We start from the raw sequence: 25,723 nt of genomic DNA on the forward strand, positions 1-25,723 counted from the left end.
GCTCAGATCGATCCGAGGTCCGACGACAACCAGTGCTGCGGCGTCAGGAAGATCGCCACGCTCTCGCCGTGCTCGCGGCGAGCGACCGCGAGATACGCATCGACCCTCTCGGGCGGCAGATAGCGCTTGGTCATCTCGACCAGTTGCTCGTCAGTGCCCGGCTCGATGCGGCTGACCGGACCGTCGACCGCCACGTAGCGCACCGACGGTTCCAGGCGCTGCGCCATGAGCGTGAACTCACCCTGCGCCTCGATGAGCCGATGTTTGCGTGAGCCGGCCCCGGTGATCACCCACGGCTCACCGCCCGGGCTGTACTGATACCAGATCGGCACGGTCAGCGGACCGCGCTTGTCGCCAGCGCTCACCGACAGCGCGGCGATGTGCGGTTCTGCCAGAAACGCCTCGCGTTCTTCCTTGGAAAGGGCCATCGCACCAGGCTAACTGCAGCCCCCGACAGCTACGGGTAAAGCGTCAGGCCGCCACCCGCGAGAAGAATGCCATGGTGACCAGGCCGATGATGATGGCGACCTGTGTCTGACCCATCGCGACGGTGCTCACGATGCCCGCGGCGGCCGCGATGGCGATCACGACGAGAAGAAGGACATAAAACCAGCGCACGCCGACGGACTCGCCAGCACGTACGGGATGCATCTCGAACTCCCGGCCCACGACACTCCTATGTGACAGATTTCACACGACAGCTTTCATGTGATGCACACCATATACCACCTTTGTGGCGATCAGAAGGCCATCCGTGGTCGTCGTGATGGAAACCGCGACCTACGTAATCGAACCGAGATGAGTCAGACGCGGTCAACCCCGCCCTCAATGCGCTGGTCCAGGCGGCTGATCCGGAGGACTGCCTGCAGGCCGCGGCAGACGCCGATGACCGGGCCGCGCGCGGTGTTCGGTTGGGCCGGGCGCACGGGTTACCGGTGGTCGTCAAGGACGTCATGTTGGTGGCCGGGCTCGACTGTTCCGGCGGCACCCCGGCGCTGCGCGGTCGCGCCGGCGACGACGCGACGGTGGTGGCCAGGCTGCGCGACGAGGGCGCGATCGTGCGGCGGCGGCAGCATCCGCCAGCCGTGCCATAACACCGGGCTTGCGGGCCTCAAGCCGACCCATGGCCGAATCCCGAGGACCGGCAGCGTCTTTGGTGACGCGTGGGGGATCTTCGGCCAGTTCAACTGCTACGGCCCGCTCGCACGGTCGGTCCGAGACCTGTATCTCGCGTTGTCGATCATGAACGGCCCCGATCTGCGTGACCCCTACGCCGTGCCCGCCCCACTGGGGAACCCGGACGACGTCGATGTGACGAACCTGCGGGTCGCCACCTACCTGGACGACGGCATTTCGCGACCCGACGACGACGTCGCCAGAAGGCGTCTGGCCGATGTCGATGCGTACCGCGTCGAGATGCTCACGTTCATGGCTGATTACGACGTCATCGTCGGGCCCGCGATGCCGACCGCGGCCAAGCCCCATCATCACCGCCTGGTTGAGATCTCCGACTTCTCCCACCTGATGGTCCACAACCTGACCGGCTGGCCGGCCGCCGTCATACGGTGCGGCACCTCGAAGCACGGGTTGCCCATCGGAGTGCAGGTCGTCGCCAGGCCGTGGCAGGACGCCACAGCGCTCGCGGTGGCGGGCCACCTGGAGAAGGTGTTCGGAGGGTGGCGTTCCCCGCCGATGGCAGGCCCGGTCGCCTAGAGTCGGATGCCATGCGCTTCGGACTGTTCATCCCGCAGGGCTGGCGACTGGATCTGGTGGATATCCCCACCGAAGAGCACTGGCCGGTGATGCGCGGCCTCGCCGAATACGCCGACGACAGCTCCTCCTGGGACTCGCTGTGGGTCTACGACCACTTCCACACCGTGCCGGTCCCCACTCCCGAAGCCACCCACGAGGCCTGGACGTTGATGGCCGCCTACGCGGCGACGACGTCACGTATCAAGCTGGGCCAGATGTGCACGGCGATGAGCTACCGCAACCCGGCGTATCTGGCCAAGGTCGCCGCCACCACCGACATCATCTCCGGCGGCCGGGTTCAGATGGGCATCGGCGGCGGATGGTACGAACACGAATGGCGCGCCTACGGATACGGGTTTCCCTCCGCGGGCGAACGTCTCGGCCGCCTCGACGAGGGCGTGCAGATCATGCGCGACGCCTGGCGCGACGGGCAGGTCAGCTTCCACGGTAAGCACTATCAGGTTGACGGTGCGATCGTGGCGCCAAAGCCGCTCCAGCAAGGCGGTATTCCGCTGTGGATCGCCGGCGGCGGGGAAAAGGTGACGCTGCGCATCGCCGCCAAGTATGCGCAGTACACGAACTTCACCTCCGAACCCGAGGGGTTCACGCACAAGTCGCAGGTGCTGGCCGAGCATTGCCGCGCGGTCGGCACCGACTACGACGCGATCGTGCGGTCGGCCAACTTCAACGCGGTGATCGGCGACTCGGAAGCCGACGTCAAGGCTCGGGTCGAGCGGCTTCGCGCCCGGCAGGTCGCCGTGGCCGACGAAGCAGCGGTCGACGCCATGCTGAGCTCGGTAACCTCACCCGAATCCACAAGTGGCACACCGGAACAGGTCGTCGAGAAGCTCGATCGCATGCGTGAGCTCGGCTGCGAGTACGCGATCCTCTACTTCCCCGAGGCCGCCTACGACCGCACGGGCATCGAGATGTTCGAACGCGAGGTCATCCCGGCGCTGAGCTAGCCCGAACGACTACGGGGTCAGCTTGGTGAGGATCTGCTCGGTCGACGCTCGCCGCGTATCGCGGTAACCGGTGCCCGCCCAAAGATGAAGCAGCTCAGGCTCATCGGCCGCTGCCGCCGCCTTGCGCAACGGGCTGGTCAAATGATGGATCGCCGGGTAACCCAGCGGCGCCTGCGCTTCATAGGTATCGATGAAGTTGTTGCGCAAGCCGCGGGCTGGCCGGCCGGTGAACGCACGGGTGACGACCGTTTCGGTGCGGGCCGGATCGGTGAGCGCCCGCTGATGGGTGGACGACGCCCCGCTTTCCTCGGCCAGCAACAGAGCTGTGCCCACCATCGCCGCCGTCGCCCCGGCACCAACGACACCCGCTACGTCAGCCCGCGTCGACAACCCGCCCGCCGCGACCACCGGAAGGCCCACGGCGTCGGTGACCGCACGCACCAGGTCGGCGACGGCGAGCGTTTCGGTCGCCCGCTGGGGGTTCAGGGTCGCGGAATGACCACCGGCAGCATGTGATTGGACGACCAGCATGTCGACTCCCGCAGCCGCAGCGGCGCACGCCTCCTCCACCGACGTGACGGTCTGCAGCACGACGGTGCCCGCACGTTGCAGCTTCCGTATGACGCCCGCATCCGGAATTCCGAACGTGAAGCTGGCGAGGGGCACCGGCTCGGTGAGCAAGAGGTCGATCTTCGCGCTGAACTGATCGTCGTCCTCGACCGGCTCGCGCGGCAGCGTGATACCGAACCGGTGCGCCACCGGGGCCAACGCATCCGCGTACCGCGGGTAGGCGTCGGCATCGACCGGAATCGAGTTGGGGGCAAAGAGGTTGACGCCGAACGGAACACTCGCGGCGCGGACTGCCGATATTTCGGCGGCGACGGCATCCGGGGTCTTGTAACCGGCCGCCACGAACCCCAGGCCGCCTGCACGGGTGGCGCCGACGACCATCGCCGCGGTGGTCGGTCCGCCCGCCATCGGCGCAGCGAGAACGGGGATGGTCAGCCCAAGGCCACTCAGCGGTGATGTCATAGCATCCCTTCCGTAAGGCGTCTGCGCCGAATACTTCCATCAGCGACCCGGCGGGACTTCCGGTATGCGAGGTGGCAGGATTCAGGCTATGGAGAAGATCTCACTCGTCGCCCTCGCTCGCGAGCAGCTCGACAAGGCGCGTGCTGCCAAGAGTGGGCGCGCCGCGCACACCGTCTATGGCGGTCATGAGCACACGCTGCGTCAAACGCTGATCGCGCTGACGGCGGGTGTCCGCCTCGACGAGCACGACAGCCCCGGTGAAGCCACGCTGTATGTGGTTCAGGGCCGCGTCAAGGTGACCGATCCGCAGAACCACTGGGAGGGTTCCACGGGCGATCAGATCGTGATCCCGCGCACCCGCCACGGGCTGGATGCCATCGAGGACTCGGTGGTGCTGCTGACCGTCGCGAAAGACGTTGGGCGGCACACCTGATTTTGCTGGCTCAAATCGCCGGGCCGAGGAGGTCGTCGGCGTCCTTGATGACATATCCGTAGCCCTGCTCGGCGAGAAAGCGTTGCCGGTGTGCGGCGTATTCGGCGTCGAGGCTGTCACGCGACACCACCGAATAGAAGATCGCGCCGCCGCCGTCGGCCTTGGGCCGCAGCAGCCGGCCCAGCCGCTGCGCCTCCTCTTGACGCGATCCGAAGGTTCCCGAAACCTGAACCGCCACACTGGCTTCGGGTAGGTCGATCGAAAAGTTGGCCACCTTCGACACCACCAGCGTGCTGATCTCACCGCGACGAAACGCGTCGAACAGCGCCTCGCGCTCCGCGGTCTTCGTCGAGCCCTGGATTATCGGGGCATCCAACTCCGCGCCGAGCTCTTCGAGCTGGTCGAGGTAGGCGCCGATCACCAACGTCTGTTCGCCCTGGTGTTTGTCCAGAATCGACTTCACCACCGCGATTTTGGTGTGCACCGTCGAGCACAGCTTGTAGCGCTCGTCGGGTTCGGCGACCGCGTAGAGCATGCGCTCGTTGTCGGTCATCGTCACGCGCACCTCGATGCATTCGGCCGGCGCGATCCAGCCCTGGGCCTCGATGTCCTTCCACGGCGCGTCGTAGCGCTTCGGGCCGATCAGGCTGAACACATCGCCCTCACGGCCGTCCTCGCGGATCAGCGTCGCGGTCAGACCCAGCCGGCGCCGCGACTGCAGGTCGGCGGTCATTCGGAACACCGGCGCGGGCAACAGATGCACCTCGTCGTAGATGATCAGCCCCCAGTCGCGGCTGTCGAACAGCTCCAGGTGGCGGTACTCGCCCTTGGTGCGGCGGGTGATGACCTGGTAGGTGGCGATGGTGACCGGCCGGATCTCCTTGCGCTCACCGGAGTACTCGCCGATCTCGTCTTCGGTGAGCGACGTGCGGTTGATCAGCTCACGCTTCCATTGGCGGCCCGCGACGGTGTTGGTCACCAGGATCAGGGTGGTAGCGCCGGCCTTGGCCATCGCCGCCGCGCCCACCAACGTCTTACCCGCGCCGCACGGCAGGACCACGACACCGGAGCCGCCCTCCCAGAACGACTCGGTGGCCATCTCCTGGTAGTCACGCAGATGCCAACCGTTCTGGGCCAGGCTGATCGGGTGCTTCTCGCCGTCGACGTAGCCGGCCAGATCCTCGGCCGGCCAGCCGATTTTGAGCAGCATCTGCTTGACCCGGCCACGTTCACTGTTGTGCACGGCGACGGTGTCGTCGTCGATGCGCGCGCCCAGCATCGGGGCGATCTTCTTGTTGCGCAGCACCTCCTCGAGCACCGCGCGGTCCAGGCTGACCAGCGTGAGCCCGTGGGCGGGATGCTTGACCAGCTGCAGCCGCCCGTAGCGGGCCATGGTGTCGACGATGTCGACGAGCAGCGGCTGCGGCACCGCGTAGCGCGAGAAGGTCACGAGCGCGTCGACCACCTGTTCGGCGTCGTGGCCGGCCGCGCGCGCGTTCCACAGCGCGAGCGGCGTGATGCGGTAGGTGTGGATGTGTTCGGGCGCGCGTTCCAGCTCGGCGAACGGCGCGATGGCCGCGCGCGCCTCACCCGCCTGGGCGTGGTCGACTTCGAGCAGCACGGTTTTGTCGGACTGCACGATCAAGGGGCCGTCGGTCATGCGCGATCCCGCTTCGCTTCTCGCTGGCTGGTCATTCCGTCCATTATCCGGATGACGCCGACACCCGCTGCCGAGCATGCGCGAACTGCGCTTCTGTCTCGGCGTGTCGCCCTCAAACGCGCACGCTCGCGCAGCGGGGAACCTCAATCAGCGGCCGAGACCACCGAGGTGACCCGGTGGATGGCGAACTCGCGCATCCGCCCGGTGGCGGGGTCGTACGCGGTCAGCTGGCCGCCGCGCACGTTGACCGGCGCCACCACCCGCTGGGTCGCCACCCCCGCGGGGTCGACGTAGCCGATCACCACCGACTCCTGCGCGAGGGCCGCGTCCTGCAACTGAGTGATCGCGACGGCCGGGTCGAGCCGCTGGTACGCCGACGGCATGGCCGCGACCTTGCGCAACACCGCGACGATGGCACCGAGCGTCTGGGCGGTAGGCGTCGGCGGCCGGTAGGCGCGCCGTCGGCCGGGAGGCGCCGGCACGCGGGCACCGCGCACCCGGATGTCGACGATCGCGCCGGTGGAGTCCTCGGCGGCGGGCGCGAACCCGGCCGCCCGCAGCGCGGCGAGCACCTCGGCGATCGGCGCCTGGGATACTGCGACCGTCGGCGCCAGTGACCGCAGTTCCACCGCGTCGGTCGCCGGTGCGGCAACCGCCTGCGCCAGCAGGGCGGCGTCCTCGCACCGCACGAACGAAGCGGCCATGCCGACCCGCAGCTGACCGTGCCGCCGGGCCACATCGTCGATGAGGTACGTCAACCCCTGCGGTACAGGGGTTTTGGAGTGATGGGCGAACAGCGAGTGTAGTTCGCTCGCGGTGCGGCCGGTGTCGAGCGCGCGCCGGATCGAGGCTTCGCTGATGCGGTAGACCATCGCCGCCCCCGCCGACTCGACGTCGGCCACCGTCGCCAACTGCTCAGCCAGGTTGCGTTCCAGCGGACCGGGGACGACGACCGTGAGGTCGGCCTGCAGCAGAAAGTGGTCGATGGGCTTGGGCAGCACCTTGTTCATTGCCTTGACGACGTCGTCGGGGGCGTCGCCGGCCAGCAATGCCCGCATCGGTGTGGTGATCGCCCCGCGCCCGGTCGCCCCGAGCGCGTGCGCTTCGGTCAGCAGGTCGCCCACCGGTCCCGGCTGCAGCCGCACCGCCCAGCGTGGCCTGCGCCAGATCATCGCCTGCGACGCCTCCTGCGCCGCGACGCCCGCACCGGCCGGCAGGTCCGCCAGCATCTCGAGAAGCAGCCGCCGATCCAGCGGTGCGGCGGTCGAATACAACGAATCAGAAAGTGCCGCATAGGGTTTGCCGTCCGGGCCGCGGTTACCGGCAAGGCCGGGTCGTGCCGGTAGGTCGAGCCAGGTCGACGCCAGCAGGTGCCACTTGGCCGCCGTCGCCGATTCCACGAACCGGTCAGCGGCCACGGTGGGCGTCCAATACGGGCCTGCGTCGTCGGGCGGCACCGGTTCGGGCATCCCGGCGGCGATCAGCCCGGCCGCCGCAGCCACCTCGAGGAGCAGGCCCAGCCGGCCGTCCTCGATGCCGGTGCTCTTCGCCAGCCGCTTGAGGTCGCGCACCCCGAGCCCGCCGCTGCGCAGCTCGGGAACCGGGGCTGCGCTGAGCGTGTCGAGCACCACCTCGACCTCGCGCAGCAGGTCGATCACCGCTCCCGCGGCGACCGCGTTGACGTCGGCTGCGGTGGTTGTCGACACCACCGGGTCGGGCGGGGTCAGCGTGACCGGGCCGGGGACGTCGCCGCGCAGCACCTGGCCGACCAGCCGCGGCAGGATCACCGTCTCGGAATCCAGCTGGCGCAGCAACCCGGCCGCCAGCAGCCGCTGCACCGGGCGGTCCGGCGGGGTGCCCGGCGCGGCGTCGCGGGTACGGCCCACCGGTGAGCCTTCCAGCAGCTTGTGCAGCAGCTCGCTCTGCGCCTCGTCCAGCGCGGCCAGCCGGTCGGGCAGGTCGGTGGGGTCGGTGTCTTCGACCGTGGCCTGTCCGGGAAACCAGGGCAGCCCGGCGGCGGCCTCGGCGACCACCCGCAGCGCGGTGTCACCCCACACCAGCGCGCGCTCCCGCAGCGCGTCGACGGCGGCGACGACGGTGACTTGCGGTGCCCGGTCGCCGAACAGCTCCAGCAGTTTGGTCAGCGGTACGGCTGTGGTGTCGCCGTGCAGTACCAGCAAGCCGTCGAGCACCGCCAACTGCAGGTAGTCGAGGTCATCGGTGGCGGCTTTGACCGACTGGCGGGCCTGGGCGCGGGCGGCCAGGGCGGCGATCGTGCCCGGCGGCGGTTGGGTGAGGTCGGGTCGCACCTCCAGCAATCGGATGAGCCGCTCGTCGGGAAGGTCGGCCAGCCAGGCGCCCAGTGGAACGACTGGAGGGTTCTCGGACATCGTCGACCAGGGTAAGCCAGCACGCCGGTGTCGCCTCTGGCCACCGCATTTGCCACAATGTGGGCGTGGCAGACAACAAGCGGCAGAAGAAGCAGTACGTCGACCCAGGCTGGCCGGCGGTTGACGGTGAGGACGACCACCCGGTGAGCGAGCTCGCCGCGGACCGCACCGGCGCGCTGTCGCCCTTCGGGGACCTCGCGTTTCCGCTCCCCTCCGAGGACCTGCCCTACCTACACCCGGTCACCGTCGTCAACAGATAACGGTGTCCAACGGCGCGCAGGGTGATCCGTCCGGCTCGGCCCGGCGTCGCCTGTCCCACGTCGACGAATCGGGTGCGGCCCACATGGTGGACGTGACCGCGAAGGACGCCACCAAGCGCACCGCCGTCGCGGCGGGCACCCTGGTCACCAGGGCCGACGTCATCGCGTTGATCGCATCGGGTGGCCTGCCCAAAGGTGACGCGCTGGCCACCGCGCGTATCGCAGGGATCCAGGCCGCCAAACGCACCAGCGACCTCATCCCGCTCTGCCACCAGTTGTCCCTCACCGGCGTCGACGTCGACTTCGAGGTCGGCGACGCCGAGGTGGCCATCACGGCCACCGTGCGCAGCACCGACCGCACCGGCGTCGAAATGGAGGCGTTGACCGCGGTCAGCCTTTCCGCGCTGACGCTCTACGACATGATCAAGGCCGTCGACCCCGCCGCCCGCATCGAGAACGTGCGGGTGCTGCGCAAAGAAGGCGGCAAGACCGGGACGTGGTCCCGATGAGATCCGGGCGGGTCTTGATCGCTTCGACACGGGCGGCCACCGGCGTGTACGAGGACCGCTGCGGGCCGATCGTCGTCGACTGGCTCAACGCGCGCGGCATCGTCACCCCGCCGCCCGTGGTGGTCGCCGACGGGCCGGGGGTCGCCGACGCGCTGCTCGGCGCGGTCGACGACCGCGCCGACGTGGTGATCACGTCCGGCGGCACCGGTGTCTCACCCACCGACCGCACCGCAGACGCCACCGCCGACATCGTCGACTACCAGATCCCCGGGCTGGCCGATGCGATCCGGCGTTCCGGTCTGCCGAAGGTGCCGACGGCGATTCTGTCGCGTGGGGTGTGCGGCGTGCGGGGCCGCACCTTGATCGTGAACCTGCCGGGCTCGCCCGGCGGGGTGAAGGACGGGCTCGGCGTGCTCGGCGACGTCCTCGAGCACGCCCTGGATCAACTGGCGGGCGGAGACCATCCACGATGACCGAGGTACTGCGCGCGGACGTGAGCGAGCACGTGATCGAGCTGGCCGAGCACGAGGCGCTGGTGGCCCACGAGGCGGCCGGCGCGGTCGTCGGGTTCGCCGGCGTGGTGCGGGACCACGACGACGGACGCACGGTGACGCGACTCGAGTACTCCGCGCACCCGACCGCGGCGCAGACCATAGCCGAGGTGGCCGCTGAGATCGCCGCGGACTGTTCTGGGGTGCGGGCGATAGCGGTCAGCCATCGCATCGGCGCCCTGCGGATCGGCGACGCGGCGTTGGTCGCCGCTGTTTCAGCCGACCACCGCGCGGCGGCGTTCGAGACGTGCGCGCGGCTCGTCGACACCGTCAAGGAGCGACTGCCGGTCTGGAAGCACCAGTTCTTCGCCGACGGCTCCGAGGAGTGGGTCGGCTCGGCGTAACGCCTGCTGTGCGGTCAGGCCGGAGGCGGCGGTGCCGCCGGCTCAACCGGAAGGTTGGGCGCCGGACCGCCCGGGTTGTCCGGAGTGGTCAGCGGACGCTGGGTCAGCGCCAGCAGCGCATCGGTGCCGCTGATCTCCTGGGTCTGGATCGCGTGCCAGATCTCCTTGAGGTAGCCGACATTCGGCCTCTGCGTCGGAGCCTGGGAGCGATCGGTCGTCGTGCCGGGCGGCAGGTTCTGCGGGCTTGCCAGGTGCGGCACGCCCTCTGGCGGCAACGGAATCTCGCCGCTGACCACCTGGTTGGCCGCGTTCATCGCGGGCATGGGGATGTCCACAGCGTTCAGCGCAGCCGCCGGGTCGACCGGAGCCGGCGCGGGCGGGGCCGGGGGAGCCGGTTGCAGCGGTGCGCCGGCGTTCAGCGACCACAGCTGCGGCTGCTCGCCAGGAACCACGCCGTCGACGGCGACGTCCCAGTCCCCGACGGACTGCGTGACGGTCTCCTCGATCGGCGGGGCCGGTGCCGGGGGTGGCGATGGTGCGAACGGGTCGACGGGTGGGGGCGGGGCTTCGGGCAGTGGTGCCGCCAGCGCGTCGACGGGGGCCGGCGCGGGTGGGGCCGGGGGCGCCGGAGGTGGCGGCGGCAAGGGGGCTTCGGGCAGTGGTGCCGCCAGCGCGTCGACCGGCGGAGGCGGAGCGAACGGGTCAAGCGGCGGCGCGGGGGGCGCCGGAGGTGGTGGCGGCGGCGGCGGGGGAGCCTCGGGTAGCGGCGCGGAAAGCATGTCGACCTGACCCGGAGCAGGCGGGGCCGGCGGTGGCGGCGGCGGAGGTGCTTCGGGCAGCGGCGCGGCGAGCGCGTCGACCGGCGGAGGCGGAGCGAACGGGTCAAGCGGCGGCGGAGGCGGCAGCACGCCGTTGACGGCCGGGGCGTCGAGCGGCTGTGGCTCGTCGACGACATTGCGCGGGGTGTGACCGGAAAGCGGACCACCACACGACGGCCAGGCGCCCTTGCCCTGGCTTGCCAGCACGCGCTCGGCGACCGCGATCTGCTCTTCCTTGGTGGCCAGATGCGCGGCGGGCGCGAACTCACTGCCGCCGTGTCCGCTCCACGTGCTCGGCGCGAACTGCAGCCCGCCTTGATACCCGTTGCCGGTGTTGATCGCCCAGTTGCCGCCGGATTCACACTTGGCGACCTGATCCCATTCGTGGTCGGTGGCGGCGTTTGCGGTCCCGGCCAACACGATGCTTCCGCCACCGATGACAGCGCCGGTGAAGGCGAACTTGGCGACGTTTACGGCCGATGTAGTGGGCTTCTTACGGTGTCGTCCACTCATGCGTGCGCTAGGTCCTCTCGTCGGCGCCTGCGAGGTCAGCTGTCGGGTTCGGGCTGGAGAGGTTGCCCGGCCGTCATCGTCGGCGACAATGACAGCTTCACCCCAAGGAATCCAAAGACTCCGGGTCCGCTAGCTTTTCGGCGGACCGGTTGGGTCCCCCGCCTCCATCCAAATTGTTTCTGGTGGGGCCGTGCGTCAGCGGATGGAGCTCGGCGCGGCTGGGCACGGCGGGCCGATCGATTAGAGGTCGATGGCTTGGCAGAACCGTATCGGCTCTCCGGGGACCCGTCATCTTTTGCCAGTAACGGCGTTTCGGCGCGCGGCAAATTCTAAAAGAGCTCTAAAGGCCCAGCAAAGTAACGCGTTTTCGCAGGACTGTCCGGCGATACATCGCGCTGTAGCCAGCCCGTGACCATTTCGTTATGTGATGCAAATCACGGTTAACCGCCGGCAAAGGGCGGCAGGACATCGATGGTTTGGCCTTGGCGCAACACCGTGGCGGTGTCCCGCACGGCGATGCTGTCGCACAGAAAAGTGCAGCGCATCAGGACTTTCGCCAGCTTCGCGTCCCGAGCGCTGAGCTGATCGACCAGATCGGCGACCGTCGTGCCCGGTTCGATCCGAATCGTCTCCGCATCGTTACCGGCGGCCGCCCGCGCGGCGGCGAAATAGCGGACGGTCACCTGCACCGTCGTGGTCGACGTCATCGGGCTATCCGCCGATCGCGCTCATCGGCCGGTCCGGCTGGACGAACCCGGGATCGTTGATGCCGTGGCCGGCGGCCTTGGTCCACATCGCGGCCCGCCACGCGGCCTCCAGCGCGTCGTCGTCGGCGCCGGTGCGGATCAGCCGGCGCAGGTCGCTTTCTTCGCGTGCGAACAAGCAGTTGCGGACCTGGCCGTCGGCGGTGAGCCGGGTGCGGTCGCACGCCGAACAGAACGCGTGCGACACCGAGGCAATGACACCGACCTTGCCGGCCAGACCGGACTCGTCGCTGACCTGCCACAGTTCGGCCGGCGCTGATCCGCGCGGCGCGGTATCAGGGGCCAGCTGGAAATGGTGACCAAGCGTGTCCAGCACTTCGTCGGCGCTGATGGTCCGGTTGCGCTGCCATGCGTGGCCGGCGTCCAGCGGCATCTGCTCGATGATCCGCAGCTGGTAGCCGTGCTCAAGGCAGTAGCGCAGCAGCGCGACGGCGTCGTCGAGGCCGGTTTCCGGGTCGAGCACCGCGTTGACCTTGACCGGGTCGAGCCCCGCGGCCTTGGCGGCCGCCAGGCCGGCCAGCACGTCGCGCAGGCGGTCGCGCCGGGTGATCCGGGCAAAGCGCGCGGCGTCGAGGGTGTCCAGCGACACGTTGATCCGGTCCAGCCCGGCCTGCACCAACTTCGCCGCCCGCTTGGCGAGCCCGATTCCGTTAGTGGTCAACGTGATTTCCGGGCGGGGCCGCAGCGCAGCCGTCGCGGCGACGACGTCCTCGAGACGTCGCGACACCAGCGGCTCACCGCCGGTGAAGCGCACGCTGGTGATGCCCAACCGGGTGACGGCGATACGCAGCAGTCGGATCAGCTCGTCGTGGCGCAGCAGCGCGTCATCGGCCAGCCAGTCCATCCCCTCGGCGGGCATGCAGTAGGTACAGCGCAGGTTGCACCTGTCGGTCAGCGACACCCGCAGGTCGGTGGCGATCCGGCCGAAGGTGTCGATCAGCGGACCGGACATCGGGGCGGGCCGAGCCGGTCCCAGCGACGGCACACCGAGGTCGACGAGGGTCATGCGGCGGCTCGCGTTGAGTCGAAGGCCGGGCCCACCCGGTCCACGGGCACGATTTCCTTACCGAGTGGCACCAGCGACACCGGGATCATCTTGAGGTTGGCCAGCGCCAGCGGGATACCGATGATCGTCACCGCCATCGCCACCGCGCTGACGACGTGGCCGATGGCCAACCAGATTCCGCACAACAGCACCCAGATGACGTTGCCGATCAGCGCGCCTGGCCGGGTGCCCGGTTTTTCCACGATGGTGCGGCCGAACGGCCACAGCGCATAGGAGGCGATGCGCAGCGCGGCGAACCCGAACGGGATCGTGATGATCAGGACGAAGCAGATGAGGGCGGCCAGCAGGTAGCCCAGAGCCAGCCACAGACCACCGAAGATCAACCAAATGACGTTCAGGATCAGGCGCATTCTCACCTCCAGCGGTCGTTTCAGCCTACCCAGTGGGGCGTGCGGTCGCCGTCGATAGGGGCGGGTCGCTGTCGGACAATCCTGGGTAATCAGGATGCTGGCGTCCGTGGTGGCCGAGTAGGATCAGCCCATCGCGTCCCGGCGCAAGCGGGACGCGTTCGTCATGTGAGAGCTTCCAAAGACAGTAGGTGAGACCAGTGCCGACCGGCCGGGTGAAGTGGTACGACGCCGAGAAGGGTTTCGGGTTCTTGTCGCAAGAGGACGGCGAGGACGTGTATGTCCGGTCCTCGGCATTGCCCGCGGGCGTCGAGACCCTCAAGGCCGGCCAGCGCGTGGAGTTCGGCATCGCCTCCGGACGTCGCGGGCCGCAGGCGCTGAGCGTGACGGTCCTCGACCCGCCGCCCAGCCTGACCCGTACCCGCCGCGAGGCCGCCGCCGCCGAGCGCAAGCACAGCCCGGACGAACTGCACGGGATGATCGAGGACATGATCACGCTGCTGGAAAGCGCCGTGCAGCCGGACCTCCGCAAAGGTCGCTACCCGGACCGCAAGACCGCGCGCCGGGTGTCCGAGGTGGTGCGCGCCGTCGCGCGAGAACTGGACGCCTGAGCCTTTTTCGCGCCGTCCCCGGTTGCACGATGAGGCTGAACTGATCCTGCTTACGGTGGCGGCAGTTCGGGTAGAACCAAGAGCGTGAGCTATGTCGCCGACAAGGCCAAGTCAGCTGGCGAGTTCAACCGTGACACCGACTACATCACGACCCGCATCACGGCCGACGGCCGCGACGGGTACCCGGTGCAGCCGGGTCGCTACCGGCTGATCGTGGCGCGGGCCTGCCCGTGGGCCAACCGCACCATCATCGTCCGCAGGCTGCTGGGCCTGGAAGACGCGCTGTCCATTGGTTTTTGCGGGCCCACCCACGACGAACGCAGCTGGACCTTCGACCTCGACCCCGGCGGGGTGGACCCGGTGCTCAAAATCCCACGCCTGCAGGAGGCATATTTCAAGAGGTTCCCCGACTACCCCAAGGGCATCACGGTGCCCGCGATCGTCGACGTGCGCAGCGGCGAGGTGGTCACCAACGATTACCCGCAGATGACGCTGGACTTCTCCACCGAGTGGACCGAGTATCACCGCGACGGCGCGCCGCAGCTGTATCCCGAGCCACTACGCGACGAGATCGACGAAGTCGCCCAGCGCATCTACACCGAGATCAACAACGGCGTGTACCGCTGCGGGTTCGCCGGTTCACAGCAGGCCTACGACAAGGCCTATGACCGATTGTTCGCCGCGCTCGACTGGCTCGAGGACCGGCTGGCCGAGCAGCGGTATCTGGTCGGCGACACCATCACCGAGGCCGACGTGCGGCTGTTCACCACGCTGGCCCGCTTCGATCCGGTGTATCACGGGCACTTCAAGTGCAACCGGCAGAAGCTTTCTGAGCTGCCGGTGCTGTGGGCGTACGCGCGTGACCTGTTCCAGACGCCCGGTTTCGGCGACACCATCGACTTCGCGCAGATCAAGCAGCACTACTACATCGTGCACACCGACATCAACCCGACCCAGGTCGTTCCGAAGGGCCCCGAGTTGTCCAGTTGGCTCACCCCGCACGAGCGAGAAGCGTTGGGTGGCAGGCCGTTCGGCGACGGTACACCGCCGGGCCCGCCGGTGGAGGGTGAGCGGGTGCTGCCGGGCCACGGCGCGGCTTAGCGCGTTTACGGCCAGACCGTGCGCACCGACCACTCGGCGTGCGGCACCGGGAACTCGTTGCCGTCTTCGTCGCGCACCAGCGTCGGGAGTTGCACGGCGAAGCCGAACAGCTTGCCGCGGTGCGCGTCGACGGTGGGGATGGTGACCGCGTTCCTGGCGTCGGGCCGGAACTCCTCGACGACGTCGTCACCCTCATAGGTGCGCACCAGTACCCACGGCGCGCGGGAGATGGCCGGCGGCACCGACAGTTGCACGGCGTGCTCGGCGTCGACGTGGAGTTCACCTGCGGCGCGCGGAGTTTCGCAATCGGTCGGGTCGAGCACCCGGCAGTACCGATACGGGTCCACCCTGGCGAGTTGGCCGTCGGTGTATGCGCTGATCTGGGGATGTCGGGGCGGCGGGTCCTGGGTCAGCCGCCAGATCAGCACCCCGGTGCCGATCGAGGCGAGGAGCGCCACGGCCGCCAGGGAGCCGACGACGCGTTTCACCGACGCTTCACCGCCTCGGGATCGACCCGGCCGCCTTCCTGCTCGGCGAGCACAGGGCGGTTGCCGCCGAAGCCCGGGATCAACGAGTCGCCGCGGTAGCTGACCACCGTCTGGGCCAGGCCGAGAATCAGCAACGCGGTGATCGCGGTGAACCCGGCCCACAGTTCGGTGTAGATCAGCACGCCGATGGCTCCGCCGGCGACCCAGGCCAACTGCAGCAACGACTCCGAGCGGCCGAACGCCGACGCGCGCGACCGCTCGGGTAGGTCGTCTTGCAGTGACGCGTCCAGCGAGGCCTTGGCGATGGCGCTGGCCCCGGAGGTGATCAGCGTCGCGAGCGCGGCCACCAACAGGTCGCCGCTGACCGCGGTGAGCAGCGCGCCGACGGTGACCGCGGTCGCGCAGCGCACCACCAACTGTGCTGGGTGGCCGAGTTGGAGCCGCGCGGCGATGAAGTTGCCCGCGAAGTTGCCGACCGCTGCGGCCGCCCCGATCAGGCCGAGAATCTTGAGCTGCTCCCACCCGCTGGCGTCGTGCGACTTGGCCACGAACGCCGGATACAGGAACAGGAACCCGACCATCACCTTGACCGTGCAGTTACCCCACAGCGCGGTGATCGTGTTGCGGCCCAACGGTTGCCGCGCCACACCACGGGCTGGCTGCTGCGCGGGTCCGCGGCGCAGCTCGTCGTCGCCGCCGTGGTAGCTCAGCGTCGCGGGCACCTCGCCCGCGGTCACCTCGACCCACTTCGGTATCCGCATCGCCAGCACCGCACCGGCCACCGTCGCCGCGACCACGACGTACAGCGCGCCGGGCACCTCGAACAAGTTGAACAAATATTCGGCGCCCGCGGCGATCGCACCGCCGGCCATGGTTCCGCCGAGCAGGCCGAAGATGGTCAGCCGCGAGTTCACCCGGACCAGGTCGATCGTGGGGGGCAGCACCCGGGGTGCGACGGCGCCGCGCAGCACGCTGAATGACTTGGACAGCACCATCATTCCCAGCGCGCACGGGTAGAGCACCCAGGACGGGAAGCTGCCCGTCGCCCCGTCGTAGTTCGCGATCAGCAGCACGGCCAGCACGGTGCGCAGCAGAAACGACATCGCGAGCGCGATCCGGCGGCCGTGTTGCAACCGGTCGAGCGCCGGGCCGATCAGCGGTGCGATGACCGCGAACGGCGCGATCGTGATCAGAAGGTAGAGCGCGACCTTGCTCTTGCTCTCGGCGGTGGCCGCGGCGAAGAACAGGGTGTTGGCCAGCGCGACGGCCATCGCGGCGTCGACGGCGAAGTTCGCGACCACCGGCCAGGTCAGCGCGGTCAGCCCGGACTTGTCGGCGCCGTCGGCCGTCGCGGCGCGGTGCACCAGGCCGTACATCTTTGACCCGACCTCGCGGCTGCGCTGCGCGGCGGCCCGCGTCACCGTGACCTTCTCGCCGGCCGCGGCACCCGCCCCCGGCGGCGGGGTCGAGTAGCGGTACTGGCGCGCTGATTCGTCCAACGGCGGCAGCCACCGGTTGGCGCTGGGGGCGCCCCCGGGGTCGCGCCGTGGCCGGCGGTAGCCACCGTCGCTGGGGTAATTGGCCATCCCGGGGTGTTCCGCAGCGTCCCCGTCGGACTGCGCGGGTGGACGCGGCGGGTAATAGCGAGGATCACGCCGCGGTCCGGTCACGAAGTCGATTCTCCACCATCGGTGCGACAGCGGGCGGGTAGCCGACCGGTGTGGCTAGTAGTGCGCCGGTCGGGCAGTATTAATGGCGATGGACAGCATGACCGAATCTGCCGAGCAAGGCGCAGCGCCGGACTTGGAGACGGTGCTCATGAGCGCCGTCGATGAAGCGCGCGCGGCGATCGTCGAGCACAGCGGTGCGGAAACTGTCGGCGAGTACCTCGGCGCCAGCTTCGAGGACCCCACCGCGGCGACCCACCGGTTCCTGGCGGACATGCCCGGGTACCGCGGCTGGCAATGGGCCGTCGTCGTCGCGGCCTGCCCGGGCGCCGAGCAGGCCACGATCAGCGAGGTCGTCCTGGTTCCGGGGCCGACGGCGTTGCTGGCGCCCAAGTGGGTGCCGTGGGAGGAGCGCATCAAACCGGGCGACCTGAGCCCCGGTGATCTGCTGGCCCCGCCGGTCGACGATCCCCGACTGGTGCCTGGCTACATGGCCAGCGGTGACACGCAGATCGACGAGGTCGCCGCCGATATCGGCCTGGGCCGGCGGCAGGTGCTCGGGCCGTGGGGGCGCGACGGGGCCGCGCAACGCTGGCACGACGGTGACTTCGGTCCGCATTCGCCGATGGCCCGCTCGACCAAACGGGTGTGTCGTGATTGCGGTTTCTACGTTCCGCTGTCCGGATCCCTCGGTGTGATGTTCGGGGTGTGCGCCAACGAGTTCTCCGCCGACGGGCACGTCGTGGACTCCGAGTACGGCTGCGGTGCGCACTCGGATACCCCGCAGCCGCCGGGCAGCGGATCCCCGCAATACGCGCCGTATGACGACAGCGTGCTGGATCTGGCCGAGCCGACCGACTAGTTTTCGGCGGCGGCCTTGATCCGGGCCAGCGTCTGGTTCATCCCGTCGACGAGTTCATGTTCGAAACTCTCCACGCCGCCGAAGAACGTGTTCGTGAGCTTGGTGGAGATGGGTTTGACGCCGTGTTCGGCGTGCCGGGCTTGCATCAACCGGGTGCCGGTGTCGGTCGGTTCGAGCTCGAAGGTCCACACCGATCCGTTCTCGTTGACCCGGAACGCCAGCTTCTTTTCCGGAACGAACTCCGTGATGCGGCTCGTGGTGGGCCAGAACAGCATGTTGCGACGGTTGATGTTGATGGTCCGGCTGCCTTGGCGCGGTGGCCCGCCCAGCGGGATCATCCGTCGGCACTGCGGGCTCCACTGCGGCATCTTGCGCAGATCCGAAACCAGCTCCCAGACTTTCGAGACCGGTGCGTTGATATCGATCTGTGCCTGCAGCAACGGAGCTGCCATGGTGATCCCCTTGTCTGGTCGCCGAATTCAGTCCAGCCCGCTCTGTGCGCCTCGGGCGCCGCGGCGCACTGCGGAGCGTTGCCACAGGAAGATGACCGTGCCAAGGGCGCCGACGCCGAGTCCGGCCACCGTGTAGGGCCTCCACTCCGCCAACCCCGACACGGTGAACGACAGCACCGCGGCGACCACCCAACCTGCGACGATCACCACAATAACCGGCCACGGGTTGAGCAGCGCCGGCGGCAGCGAAGGGGGCACCGGGTCGTTGGCTGACATCGCTGATCAACGTAGCCGATCGCTACCCTTCTGCACGTGAACGTCGTTGACGTCGCTGACCCCGCCGACCCGCGGCTAGACGACTTTCGAGATCTCAACAGCGTGGACCGCCGTCCCGACCTGCCCAGCGGCAAGGGCCTGGTGATCGCCGAGGGTGTGCTGGTGGTCCAGCGGATGCTGGCCTCGCGGTTCACCCCGCGCGCGGTGATGGGCAACGACCGCCGCCTCGCCGAGTTGGCCGCGGACCTCGACGGGGTCGACGCGCCGTACTACCGCGTGGCGCCCGACGTGATGGCCGAGGTGGTCGGTTTTCATCTCAACCGCGGCGTGCTGGCGTCGGCGTCGCGTCCGGGAGAGTTGTCGCTCCCGGCGGTGCTCGCCGGAGCCGGGGGGCCGGCGACATCGGGCAGGTGCGCCCGTACCGTCGCGGTGCTCGAGGGTGTCAACGACCATGAGAACCTCGGCTCGATCTTCCGCAACGCCGCGGGGCTCGACGTCGACGCGGTGGTGTTCGGCGCGGGCTGCGCCGACCCGCTCTACCGGCGCGCCGTGCGGGTGTCGATGGGTCATGCGCTGCTGGTGCCCTACGCGTGGGCGAGTGACTGGCCCAAAGATCTGCAGGTGTTGCGCGACAACGGGTTTACGCTGCTGGCGATGACCCCTGATCCCGCGGCGGACACGCTGGCCGACGTGATGCCTGCCCTCGCAGACCGCAAGGTCGCCATCCTCGTCGGCGCCGAAGGTCCCGGCCTCACCGAACGCGTGATGCGAGCCAGCGATCTGCGGGTGCGGATCCCGATGTCGCGGGCTACCGACTCGCTCAACGTCGCGACGGCTGCCGCGCTGGCGTTCTACGAACGGACTAGGTTGGATTCGTGACCGACGACTCGACGCCGTGGGCCATGGGTCTGACGGTCGCGGCGTTCGTCGCGGCTGTCATCGCGGCGGCAATCGTGGTGCTCAGCCTCGGGCTGATGCGCGTGCATCCGCTGTTGGCGCTCGGTCTCAACCTCGTTGCCGTCGGCGGGCTGGCGCCGACCGTGTGGGGTTGGCGCCAGCTGCCGGTCTGGCGGTGGTTCGTGCTGGGGGCCGGCGTCGGGGTGGCCGGGGCCTGGATCGCGGTGGCAGCCATCGCCGTCGGCGGGTGACCGCGTTCTACCGCCGAGCAGACGCAAACTCGCACGCAACACGCGGTTCTGATGCGAGTTCGCGTCTGCTCGGCGGTAGAAAAGTTAGCGCTGGCCGCTGGAGCGCACGCCCAGCAGCACGTCCTCCCACGCCGGCACCGGCGGCTTACCTTTGCGGGCCCGCGCCGGCTTCGGCTCGGCGGGCGGCTCGGTTCGGGGTTCCGGCTCGGCTGCGGCCTGGGCGGTCGGTGCCGTATCGGGCAGCATCGGCCGTTCGTCGTCGTCGAGATCGGCGACCGGGGCGACGGGCCGCAGTGGCCGCGCGAAGTTCGGGTCGATCAGCTCGCAGGCCGCGTCGTCGAACGCGGTCACCGTGCCGCCGTGGGCACCGGGGGTGAACCGGAAGTGCGCCTGCAGATCGGACTTGCCAGCCTTCCACGCCAGCTGCACGGTCCAGCGGCCGTCCTCGTTGCGCCAGGCGTCCCAGGTGGTCGCGTCGGGGTTCAAGCCGCGCGCGATCAGGGCCGTGGTCACCGTCTCCAGCAGGGTCAGCACCGCCGGGCCGTCGGCGAGCACCGGATGCGCCGCGGTCGCCAGTTCTGCGGCGCGTGAGCGTTCCAGCAACACCGGGTGGGCGAAGCGTTCGACGCGTTCCACGTCGACGCCTGCAGCGGACGCAACCTGTTCGACGGACGCACCCGCGCGGATCCGGGCTTGAATTTCTTTGGGACGCAGCACGTTTGAGACCTCGACATCGCTTCGTGTTTGACTCGAGCCGCTTCTGTCGCCACGCACAGCCGCCCGCAACCGCTCATCTGAGCGCAGAATGAACTTCTCCGAAGAGCCGTCGGCCTCGCAGACGATGTGTTTGCCGTCGACGTCAAGACCAACGACCTTGAGTTCTCGCATGCCGACCTCCTCAGGGCTAGCGCCAAGCCCGATCAACCGGACCCTACTGCGTTATCTCCCCGTTACCGCGCAGACACGCGGTGACCTCAGAGCCGTTCCACCACCCAGTCGACGCATGCGGTCAGCGCGCTGACGTCGTCGGGTTCGATCGCCGGGAACATCCCGATCCGCAGCTGGTTGCGCCCGAGTTTGCGGTACGGCTCGGTGTCGACGATTCCGTTGGCGCGAAGCGTCTTGGCCACGGCCGCCGCATCGACGTCGTCGGTGAGATCCACGGTGCCCACCACTTGCGAGCGCAGCTGCGGATCGGTGACGAACGGTGTGGCGAACTGCGACGCCTCCGCCCAGCCGTACAGCCGCTGCGACGAGTCCGCGGTGCGTTTGACCGCCCAGTCCAGTCCGCCGTTGCCCAGCATCCAGTCGAGCTGCTCGGCGAACATGACCAGGGTGGCGATCGCCGGGGTGTTGTAGGTCTGGTTCTTGAGGCTGTTGTCGATCGCTATCGGTAGGGACAAGAACTCGGGCACCCAGCGGCCCGAGGCGGCGATGGCCTCGACGCGGGCCAGCGCGGCCGGCGAGAAGATCGCGACCCACAGGCCGCCGTCGCTGGCGAAGTTCTTCTGCGGTGCGAAGTAGTAGGCGTCGGCGTCACGGATATCCACCGGCAGCCCGCCCGCCGCCGAGGTGGCGTCGATTGCGATCAACGCGTCCCCGGAACCGTCCGGTCGCTGCACGGGAACCGCGACGCCCGTTGAGGTTTCGTTGTGCGCCCAGCCGATCAGGTCGACGGACGGGTCGGCCTGGGGTTCGGGGGCGCTGCCCGGGTCGGCCTTGATGACGACGGGGTCGCCGACGAACGGGTTCTTGGCCACCGCGGAGGCGAACTTGCTGCTGAACTCGCCGTAGGTCAGGTGCAGCGAGCGCTTGTCGATCAGGCCGAACGCGGCGGCATCCCAGAACGCGGTGGTGCCGCCGTTGCCGAGGATCACCTGGTAGCCGTCGGGCAGCGAGAACAGTGTCCGCAACCCGTCGCGGACGCGACCGACCAGGTTCTTCACCGGCGCCTGCCGGTGCGACGTGCCGAACAGATCGCCCGCGTCGGCCAGCGCCCGCAGTTGCGCGGGCCGAACTTTGGAGGGCCCGCAGCCGAACCGTCCGTCGCCGGGCTTGAGGTCGTCGGGAATCGTCAGTTCGGCCATGGACCCAAGAGTAATGACCGCCGTTGGGCAGCTACGGCCGGGATGTCGGCCGGCAGAAACGCCGGAAAATCTGAAAATGTGGCCGAAACGTTATCCATCGGTGCCCGATCGGTCATACTTGGCCTCAGGTCGGGGGACCGAAAAATCGAGCCCGTTCTGGGGGGCACGTGTTTAGAGGGAAAGTTTCGACCTACCCGCCGGCCTGTACGGCGGCCGTGATGCTCTTCGTGTCGATGCTCGCTGTCGCGCCGGCCCAGGCTAACGGCGGTGACGAGGGCGGCGCAGTGCTGAACCTGATCAACGCGACCCGTGCGGCCAACGGCTGCGGCCCGGTCGCGCCCAACCCGCAGCTTGCGGCCGCCGCCGCGCGGCACGCCCACGACGTGCTGGTCAACGGCGCGCAGGGCCATGTCGGTACGGACGGATCGTCGGTCGTGCAGCGGGTGCGCGACGCCGGCTATGGGCCCAACGCCACCGTGGGCGAGGTCGTCTTCTGGGGCACCGGCACCGCCCGCAACCCCGATGCCGCGGTGAAGTGGTGGATGAACAGCCCGGGCCACCGCGCGATCATCACCGACTGCGGATTCACCGAAGCCGGCTTCTCGACGGTGAGCAACGGCATGAAGATGTCGGCGGCAGGGGACTTCGGGAAGCGGTAGGTTCCGTTCTGTGACGCCCGTCACATAGTCGTGGGCTGGCGTGGCTGGACCACATCCTGGCCAGCGGGTCTACCAAATATGCGATACCTCCGGTACTGTGTACATCTGCCCGGTAGATGTAAACCTCATGGGAGGCTTCGAATGGCCCGGACACGCATGGTCAGGCGTTGGCGTCGCAACATGGAGATCGGCGACAGCCCCGAAGACAAGGCTTACGCCGAAATGCTGAACACCCTCTCGGAGGGCTCGGTACGGCGCAATTTCAACCCGTACACCGACATCGACTGGGACTCTCCGGAGTTCGAAGTCGTCGACAACGACCCGCGCTGGATTCTGCCGGGCACCGACCCGTTCGGCCGGCACCCCTGGTATCAGGCGCAACCAGTCGAGCGGCAGATCGAGATCGGGATGTGGCGGCAGGCCAACGTCGCCAAGGTCGGCCTGCACTTCGAGTCGATCCTGATCCGCGGCCTGATGGAGTACGCGTTCTGGACGCCCAACGGCTCGCCGGAATACCGCTACTGCCTGCACGAGGCGGTCGAAGAGTGCAACCACACCATGATGTTTCAGGAGATGGTGAACCGCACCGGCGCCGACGTGCCGGGTATGCCGCGGCTGCTCAAGTGGGTCCAGCCGGTGATCCCGTTGGTGGCCGGGCCGCTGCCGATCCCGTTCTGGTTCGGCATCCTTGCCGGCGAGGAGCCCATCGACCACACGCAGAAAAACGTGCTGCGCGAAGGGCGCGAGCTGCACCCCATCATGGAACGGGTGATGGCCATCCACGTCGCCGAGGAGGCTCGCCACATCTCGTTCGCGCACGAGTACCTGCGCAAGCGGCTGCCGCACCTGCCGCGCCGCAAGCGGTTCGGGTTGTCGATCTATGTGCCGTTGGTCATGCGGATCCTGTGCTCGGCGATCATCGTTCCGCCGCGTGCGTTCTGGAAGGAATTCGACATCCCGCGTTCGGTGCGCAAGGAAGTGTTCTTCCGCTCGCCGGAGTCGCGGCAGATGCTGCGCGACATGTTCGGTGATGTCCGGATGCTGTGCCATAACACCGGTTTGATGAACCCGATCGCGAAGCTGGTGTGGCGGATCTGCAAGATCGACGGTCCGCCCAGCCGCTACCGCAGCGAACCGGCCCGCCAGCACGTCGTCGCTGCCGCCGCGTAACCCCAAGGAGGCGTGAGGCTTCGTGCCCCATGTGATCACCCAGTCGTGTTGCGGCGACGGGTCTTGTGTCTTCGCCTGCCCGGTGAACTGCATCCACCCGACGCCGGACGAACCCGGCTTCACCACCGCCGAGATGCTCTACATCGACCCCGCGGCGTGTGTTGACTGCGGTGCGTGTGTATCGGCCTGCCCGGTGGGGGCGATCGCGCCCGATACCCAGCTGACGCCCGAGCAGCAGCCGTTCGTCGAACTCAACGCTGCCTTTTACCCTGAGCGCGAAGGTAAGCTGCCGCCGACGTCGAAGCTGGCGCCGGTGCCCGATGCGCCGAAAATCGATCCGCGCCCCGGTGGGCCGCTGACCGTCGCGATCGTCGGCTCCGGTCCCGCGGCGATGTACGCCGCCGACGAACTACTCACCCAGCGCGGTGTGCGGGTCAACGTCTTCGAGCGGTTGCCCGCCCCTTACGGACTGGTGCGCGCAGGTGTCGCACCCGACCACCAGAGCACCAAGCAGGTGACGCGGCTCTTCGACAAGATCGCCGACCAGCCTGGGTTCGCGTTCTATCTCAACGTCGAGGTGGGAACCGACCTCACGCACGCCGATCTGCTGGCCCACCACCACGCCGTGCTCTACGCCGTCGGCGCGCCCAACGACCGTCGCCTCGACATCGACGGCATGGCGATGCCGGGCACCGGCACCGCCACCGAATTCGTCGCCTGGTACAACGGTCATCCTGAATTCACCTCGCTGCCAGTCGATCTCGGGCACGAGCGCGTGGTCCTTATCGGCAACGGCAACGTCGCGCTGGATGTCGCCCGCATCCTCACCACCGATCCCGATGTGCTGGCGCGTACCGACATCGCCGACCATGCGCTGGACGCGCTGCGCGCCTCGAAGGTCCGCGAGGTGGTGATCGCCGCCCGGCGCGGTCCCGCGGATTCGGCGTTCACGTTGCCGGAGTTGATCGGGCTGTCGGCCGCTTGCGATGTGGTGCTCGACGCCGCCGATCACGAACGTGTGGCCCGGGATCTGGCTGCCGCCACAGACCCGTTGTCGCGCAACAAATTGCGGATTCTCAGCCGGCTTGGTGACGCCGCAGCCCCGGCGACCCGGCCCCGGATCCGGTTGGCTTATCACCTGACACCCAAGCAGGTGTGCGGTACGCGGCGCGCCGACGGTGTGGAGTTCACCGTGACCGGTAGCGACGACGATGTTCGCCGGCTCGACGCAGGGTTGGTGCTGACCTCAATCGGCTACCGCGGCAAGCCCGTTCGCGACCTGCCATTCGACGAGACCAAGGCCTTGGTGCCGAACGACGGCGGCCGGGTCCTCGACCACACGGCTGCGCCGGTGCGCGGCAGCTACGTGGCCGGGTGGATCAAACGCGGGCCGACGGGGTTCATCGGCACCAACAAGTCCTGCGCCGCGCAGACCGTGCACAACCTGGTCGCCGACTACAACGACGGCCTGCTGGTCGATCCGGCGGACAAGCCGGGCGCGCTGGACAAGCTGGTGCGACGCAGGTGTCCGGACGTAGTCGATGCGGCTGGATGGCGCACGATCGACGCCGCGGAAGTCGCCCGCGGTGGCGGTGATCGTCCGCGCAACAAGTTCACCGCGGTCGCCGACATGCTTGCCGCCGCGGCGGAGGCGCCCAAGCCGCCGTTGCACGAACGCGTGCTCGCCGGTTTGCGCCGCTGACCCTCCGTACCCGCGAGACTGCGGTTTAGCTGGCCGCTACTCGAACTTCCTCTGCAGAAACGCAGTTTGCGAACTTAGCCGCCGACGAATCCGCCG

31 protein-coding genes and 1 riboswitch are annotated in these 25,723 nt (G+C 68.7%); of the genes, 16 read left to right on the forward strand and 15 right to left on the reverse strand.

The features are described 5' to 3' along the window. Window positions 1–2: 2 nt before the first annotated feature. Together ABQF13_RS15600 and ABQF13_RS15605 are read right to left on the reverse strand one after the other, a co-directional pair. Window positions 3–428, reverse strand: a complete 426-nt coding sequence (locus ABQF13_RS15600; protein WP_448393673.1) for a pyridoxamine 5'-phosphate oxidase family protein — start codon at window positions 426–428, stop codon at window positions 3–5. 43 nt (window positions 429–471) lie between these two features. Further along, the gene (locus ABQF13_RS15605) at window positions 472–669 is read right to left on the reverse strand and encodes a hypothetical protein (protein WP_448393674.1); all 198 of its coding nucleotides are present in this window, start codon (window positions 667–669) and stop codon (window positions 472–474) included. Window positions 670–863: 194 nt separating this feature from the next. On the opposite strand from ABQF13_RS15605, the gene ABQF13_RS15610 reads away from it, so the two are divergent. From ABQF13_RS15610 to ABQF13_RS15620, 3 genes are read left to right on the forward strand one after another with little or no spacing between them, the layout of a single operon-like run. Then, the gene (locus tag ABQF13_RS15610; RefSeq protein WP_448393828.1) at window positions 864–1,094 is read left to right on the forward strand and encodes an amidase family protein; all 231 of its coding nucleotides are present in this window, start codon (window positions 864–866) and stop codon (window positions 1,092–1,094) included. Beyond that, complete coding sequence (locus ABQF13_RS15615; RefSeq protein WP_448393829.1) at window positions 1,075–1,713, forward strand: amidase family protein; 639 nt, start codon at window positions 1,075–1,077, stop codon at window positions 1,711–1,713. Before ABQF13_RS15610 ends, ABQF13_RS15615 begins: the two co-directional genes overlap by 20 nt. Window positions 1,714–1,724: 11 nt before the next feature. Further along, window positions 1,725–2,717, forward strand: coding sequence for an LLM class F420-dependent oxidoreductase (locus ABQF13_RS15620; protein WP_448393675.1), 993 nt, complete (start codon window positions 1,725–1,727; stop codon window positions 2,715–2,717). A 9-nt stretch (window positions 2,718–2,726) separates the two neighbouring features. On the opposite strand, the gene ABQF13_RS15625 is transcribed toward ABQF13_RS15620, so the two are convergent. Further along, a complete protein-coding gene (locus ABQF13_RS15625; RefSeq protein WP_448393676.1) occupies window positions 2,727–3,749 on the reverse strand; it encodes a nitronate monooxygenase in 1,023 nt (340 codons plus the stop codon). Between the two features lie 88 nt (window positions 3,750–3,837). On the opposite strand from ABQF13_RS15625, the gene ABQF13_RS15630 reads away from it, so the two are divergent. After that, entirely contained in the window at window positions 3,838–4,182 is a 345-nt protein-coding gene (locus ABQF13_RS15630; RefSeq protein WP_448393677.1) for a cupin domain-containing protein, read from the forward strand. A 10-nt stretch (window positions 4,183–4,192) separates the two neighbouring features. On the opposite strand, the gene ABQF13_RS15635 is transcribed toward ABQF13_RS15630, so the two are convergent. Then, window positions 4,193–5,842: a DNA repair helicase XPB gene (locus ABQF13_RS15635; RefSeq protein WP_448393678.1), complete on the reverse strand. Its 1,650-nt coding sequence runs from the start codon at window positions 5,840–5,842 to the stop codon at window positions 4,193–4,195. Between the two features lie 143 nt (window positions 5,843–5,985). Then, complete coding sequence (locus tag ABQF13_RS15640; protein WP_448393679.1) at window positions 5,986–8,232, reverse strand: helicase-associated domain-containing protein; 2,247 nt, start codon at window positions 8,230–8,232, stop codon at window positions 5,986–5,988. A 65-nt stretch (window positions 8,233–8,297) separates the two neighbouring features. Here ABQF13_RS15640 and ABQF13_RS15645 point away from each other — a divergent pair, with 65 nt between their 5' ends. From ABQF13_RS15645 to ABQF13_RS15660, 4 genes are all read left to right on the forward strand, one after another. Beyond that, a complete protein-coding gene (locus ABQF13_RS15645; RefSeq protein ID WP_448393680.1) occupies window positions 8,298–8,492 on the forward strand; it encodes a hypothetical protein in 195 nt (64 codons plus the stop codon). A gap of 83 nt (window positions 8,493–8,575) precedes the next feature. Beyond that, complete coding sequence (moaC, locus tag ABQF13_RS15650; RefSeq protein ID WP_448393830.1) at window positions 8,576–9,001, forward strand: cyclic pyranopterin monophosphate synthase MoaC; 426 nt, start codon at window positions 8,576–8,578, stop codon at window positions 8,999–9,001. Continuing rightward, entirely contained in the window at window positions 8,998–9,474 is a 477-nt protein-coding gene (locus ABQF13_RS15655; RefSeq protein WP_448393681.1) for a MogA/MoaB family molybdenum cofactor biosynthesis protein, read from the forward strand. The genes moaC and ABQF13_RS15655 overlap by 4 nt, the downstream gene beginning before the upstream one ends. Further along, the gene (locus ABQF13_RS15660) at window positions 9,471–9,896 is read left to right on the forward strand and encodes a molybdenum cofactor biosynthesis protein MoaE (protein ID WP_448393682.1); all 426 of its coding nucleotides are present in this window, start codon (window positions 9,471–9,473) and stop codon (window positions 9,894–9,896) included. The genes ABQF13_RS15655 and ABQF13_RS15660 overlap by 4 nt, the downstream gene beginning before the upstream one ends. Before the next feature lie 14 nt (window positions 9,897–9,910). Here the strand turns inward: ABQF13_RS15660 and ABQF13_RS15665 are convergent, their stop codons facing one another. From ABQF13_RS15665 to ABQF13_RS15680, 4 genes are all read right to left on the reverse strand, one after another. Further along, the gene (locus tag ABQF13_RS15665) at window positions 9,911–11,227 is read right to left on the reverse strand and encodes a transglycosylase family protein (RefSeq protein ID WP_448393683.1); all 1,317 of its coding nucleotides are present in this window, start codon (window positions 11,225–11,227) and stop codon (window positions 9,911–9,913) included. A 9-nt stretch (window positions 11,228–11,236) separates the two neighbouring features. Beyond that, window positions 11,237–11,427, reverse strand: a riboswitch (cyclic di-AMP (ydaO/yuaA leader). A 240-nt stretch (window positions 11,428–11,667) separates the two neighbouring features. Continuing rightward, window positions 11,668–11,934, reverse strand: coding sequence for a MoaD/ThiS family protein (locus ABQF13_RS15670; protein WP_448393684.1), 267 nt, complete (start codon window positions 11,932–11,934; stop codon window positions 11,668–11,670). A 4-nt stretch (window positions 11,935–11,938) separates the two neighbouring features. Then, the gene (gene moaA, locus ABQF13_RS15675; RefSeq protein ID WP_448393685.1) at window positions 11,939–12,997 is read right to left on the reverse strand and encodes a GTP 3',8-cyclase MoaA; all 1,059 of its coding nucleotides are present in this window, start codon (window positions 12,995–12,997) and stop codon (window positions 11,939–11,941) included. Further along, entirely contained in the window at window positions 12,994–13,407 is a 414-nt protein-coding gene (locus ABQF13_RS15680; RefSeq protein ID WP_448393686.1) for a YccF domain-containing protein, read from the reverse strand. Before ABQF13_RS15680 ends, moaA begins: the two co-directional genes overlap by 4 nt. Window positions 13,408–13,604: 197 nt before the next feature. Here ABQF13_RS15680 and ABQF13_RS15685 point away from each other — a divergent pair, with 197 nt between their 5' ends. Beyond that, window positions 13,605–14,015 carry a cold-shock protein gene (locus tag ABQF13_RS15685; protein WP_448393831.1) on the forward strand — a complete coding sequence of 137 codons (411 nt, stop codon included), beginning with the start codon at window positions 13,605–13,607 and terminating at the stop codon, window positions 14,013–14,015. Between the two features lie 84 nt (window positions 14,016–14,099). After that, entirely contained in the window at window positions 14,100–15,116 is a 1,017-nt protein-coding gene (locus tag ABQF13_RS15690; protein WP_448393687.1) for a glutathione S-transferase family protein, read from the forward strand. Between the two features lie 5 nt (window positions 15,117–15,121). Here ABQF13_RS15690 and ABQF13_RS15695 read toward each other — a convergent pair whose 3' ends face one another. After that, the gene (locus ABQF13_RS15695; protein WP_448393688.1) at window positions 15,122–15,604 is read right to left on the reverse strand and encodes a DUF2771 domain-containing protein; all 483 of its coding nucleotides are present in this window, start codon (window positions 15,602–15,604) and stop codon (window positions 15,122–15,124) included. Then, the gene (locus ABQF13_RS15700; RefSeq protein WP_448393689.1) at window positions 15,601–17,274 is read right to left on the reverse strand and encodes an MFS transporter; all 1,674 of its coding nucleotides are present in this window, start codon (window positions 17,272–17,274) and stop codon (window positions 15,601–15,603) included. Before ABQF13_RS15700 ends, ABQF13_RS15695 begins: the two co-directional genes overlap by 4 nt. 88 nt (window positions 17,275–17,362) lie before the next feature. Here ABQF13_RS15700 and ABQF13_RS15705 point away from each other — a divergent pair, with 88 nt between their 5' ends. Further along, window positions 17,363–18,133, forward strand: a complete 771-nt coding sequence (locus ABQF13_RS15705; protein ID WP_448393690.1) for a DUF3027 domain-containing protein — start codon at window positions 17,363–17,365, stop codon at window positions 18,131–18,133. On the opposite strand, the gene ABQF13_RS15710 is transcribed toward ABQF13_RS15705, so the two are convergent. After that, the gene (locus ABQF13_RS15710; RefSeq protein ID WP_448393691.1) at window positions 18,130–18,585 is read right to left on the reverse strand and encodes an SRPBCC family protein; all 456 of its coding nucleotides are present in this window, start codon (window positions 18,583–18,585) and stop codon (window positions 18,130–18,132) included. The two genes, ABQF13_RS15705 and ABQF13_RS15710, sit on opposite strands and share 4 nt — an antisense overlap. Before the next feature lie 27 nt (window positions 18,586–18,612). Beyond that, on the reverse strand, window positions 18,613–18,861 hold the full coding sequence (locus tag ABQF13_RS15715) for a DUF2530 domain-containing protein (protein WP_448393692.1): 249 nt from the start codon (window positions 18,859–18,861) through the stop codon (window positions 18,613–18,615). Between the two features lie 30 nt (window positions 18,862–18,891). Between ABQF13_RS15715 and ABQF13_RS15720 the strand changes: the two genes are divergently transcribed. Both ABQF13_RS15720 and ABQF13_RS15725 read left to right on the forward strand, forming a co-directional pair. Then, entirely contained in the window at window positions 18,892–19,740 is an 849-nt protein-coding gene (locus ABQF13_RS15720; RefSeq protein WP_448393832.1) for a TrmH family RNA methyltransferase, read from the forward strand. Then, a complete protein-coding gene (locus tag ABQF13_RS15725) occupies window positions 19,737–20,009 on the forward strand; it encodes a DUF2537 domain-containing protein (protein WP_448393693.1) in 273 nt (90 codons plus the stop codon). Before ABQF13_RS15720 ends, ABQF13_RS15725 begins: the two co-directional genes overlap by 4 nt. A gap of 84 nt (window positions 20,010–20,093) precedes the next feature. Here ABQF13_RS15725 and sepH read toward each other — a convergent pair whose 3' ends face one another. Both sepH and serC read right to left on the reverse strand, forming a co-directional pair. Beyond that, window positions 20,094–20,897 carry a septation protein SepH gene (gene sepH / locus ABQF13_RS15730; RefSeq protein WP_448393694.1) on the reverse strand — a complete coding sequence of 268 codons (804 nt, stop codon included), beginning with the start codon at window positions 20,895–20,897 and terminating at the stop codon, window positions 20,094–20,096. 86 nt (window positions 20,898–20,983) lie between these two features. Continuing rightward, window positions 20,984–22,096: a phosphoserine transaminase gene (gene serC, locus ABQF13_RS15735; protein WP_448393695.1), complete on the reverse strand. Its 1,113-nt coding sequence runs from the start codon at window positions 22,094–22,096 to the stop codon at window positions 20,984–20,986. A 218-nt stretch (window positions 22,097–22,314) separates the two neighbouring features. Here serC and ABQF13_RS15740 point away from each other — a divergent pair, with 218 nt between their 5' ends. The 3 genes from ABQF13_RS15740 to ABQF13_RS15750 all read left to right on the forward strand — a co-directional run bounded on the left by ABQF13_RS15740 (window position 22,315) and on the right by ABQF13_RS15750 (window position 25,627). Further along, complete coding sequence (locus tag ABQF13_RS15740; RefSeq protein ID WP_448393696.1) at window positions 22,315–22,755, forward strand: CAP domain-containing protein; 441 nt, start codon at window positions 22,315–22,317, stop codon at window positions 22,753–22,755. A 141-nt stretch (window positions 22,756–22,896) separates the two neighbouring features. Then, complete coding sequence (locus ABQF13_RS15745) at window positions 22,897–23,925, forward strand: AurF N-oxygenase family protein (protein WP_448393697.1); 1,029 nt, start codon at window positions 22,897–22,899, stop codon at window positions 23,923–23,925. Between the two features lie 22 nt (window positions 23,926–23,947). Further along, window positions 23,948–25,627 carry a 4Fe-4S binding protein gene (locus ABQF13_RS15750; protein WP_448393698.1) on the forward strand — a complete coding sequence of 560 codons (1,680 nt, stop codon included), beginning with the start codon at window positions 23,948–23,950 and terminating at the stop codon, window positions 25,625–25,627. Window positions 25,628–25,723: the final 96 nt, after the last annotated feature.

It is taken from the genome of Mycolicibacterium sp. XJ879, from assembly GCF_053483935.1.

Excerpts from the sequence above, each read along its gene's own strand:
- sepH (WP_448393694.1), bottom strand. The coding sequence starts at position 20,897 with ATGCGAGAACTCAAGGTCGTTGGTCTTGACGTCGACGGCAAACACATC.
- moaA (WP_448393685.1), bottom strand. The coding sequence starts at position 12,997 with ATGACCCTCGTCGACCTCGGTGTGCCGTCGCTGGGACCGGCTCGGCCC.
- ABQF13_RS15715 (WP_448393692.1), bottom strand. The coding sequence starts at position 18,861 with ATGTCAGCCAACGACCCGGTGCCCCCTTCGCTGCCGCCGGCGCTGCTC.
- ABQF13_RS15710 (WP_448393691.1), bottom strand. The coding sequence starts at position 18,585 with ATGGCAGCTCCGTTGCTGCAGGCACAGATCGATATCAACGCACCGGTC.
- ABQF13_RS15620 (WP_448393675.1), top strand. The coding sequence starts at position 1,725 with ATGCGCTTCGGACTGTTCATCCCGCAGGGCTGGCGACTGGATCTGGTG.
- ABQF13_RS15640 (WP_448393679.1), bottom strand. The coding sequence starts at position 8,232 with ATGTCCGAGAACCCTCCAGTCGTTCCACTGGGCGCCTGGCTGGCCGAC.
- ABQF13_RS15635 (WP_448393678.1), bottom strand. The coding sequence starts at position 5,842 with ATGACCGACGGCCCCTTGATCGTGCAGTCCGACAAAACCGTGCTGCTC.
- ABQF13_RS15665 (WP_448393683.1), bottom strand. The coding sequence starts at position 11,227 with ATGAGTGGACGACACCGTAAGAAGCCCACTACATCGGCCGTAAACGTC.
- ABQF13_RS15745 (WP_448393697.1), top strand. The coding sequence starts at position 22,897 with ATGGCCCGGACACGCATGGTCAGGCGTTGGCGTCGCAACATGGAGATC.
- ABQF13_RS15740 (WP_448393696.1), top strand. The coding sequence starts at position 22,315 with ATGCTCTTCGTGTCGATGCTCGCTGTCGCGCCGGCCCAGGCTAACGGC.
- ABQF13_RS15680 (WP_448393686.1), bottom strand. The coding sequence starts at position 13,407 with ATGCGCCTGATCCTGAACGTCATTTGGTTGATCTTCGGTGGTCTGTGG.
- ABQF13_RS15630 (WP_448393677.1), top strand. The coding sequence starts at position 3,838 with ATGGAGAAGATCTCACTCGTCGCCCTCGCTCGCGAGCAGCTCGACAAG.
- ABQF13_RS15670 (WP_448393684.1), bottom strand. The coding sequence starts at position 11,934 with ATGACGTCGACCACGACGGTGCAGGTGACCGTCCGCTATTTCGCCGCC.
- moaC (WP_448393830.1), top strand. The coding sequence starts at position 8,576 with ATGGTGGACGTGACCGCGAAGGACGCCACCAAGCGCACCGCCGTCGCG.
- ABQF13_RS15600 (WP_448393673.1), bottom strand. The coding sequence starts at position 428 with ATGGCCCTTTCCAAGGAAGAACGCGAGGCGTTTCTGGCAGAACCGCAC.
- ABQF13_RS15655 (WP_448393681.1), top strand. The coding sequence starts at position 8,998 with ATGAGATCCGGGCGGGTCTTGATCGCTTCGACACGGGCGGCCACCGGC.
- ABQF13_RS15660 (WP_448393682.1), top strand. The coding sequence starts at position 9,471 with ATGACCGAGGTACTGCGCGCGGACGTGAGCGAGCACGTGATCGAGCTG.
- ABQF13_RS15625 (WP_448393676.1), bottom strand. The coding sequence starts at position 3,749 with ATGACATCACCGCTGAGTGGCCTTGGGCTGACCATCCCCGTTCTCGCT.
- serC (WP_448393695.1), bottom strand. The coding sequence starts at position 22,096 with ATGGCCGAACTGACGATTCCCGACGACCTCAAGCCCGGCGACGGACGG.
- ABQF13_RS15705 (WP_448393690.1), top strand. The coding sequence starts at position 17,363 with ATGGACAGCATGACCGAATCTGCCGAGCAAGGCGCAGCGCCGGACTTG.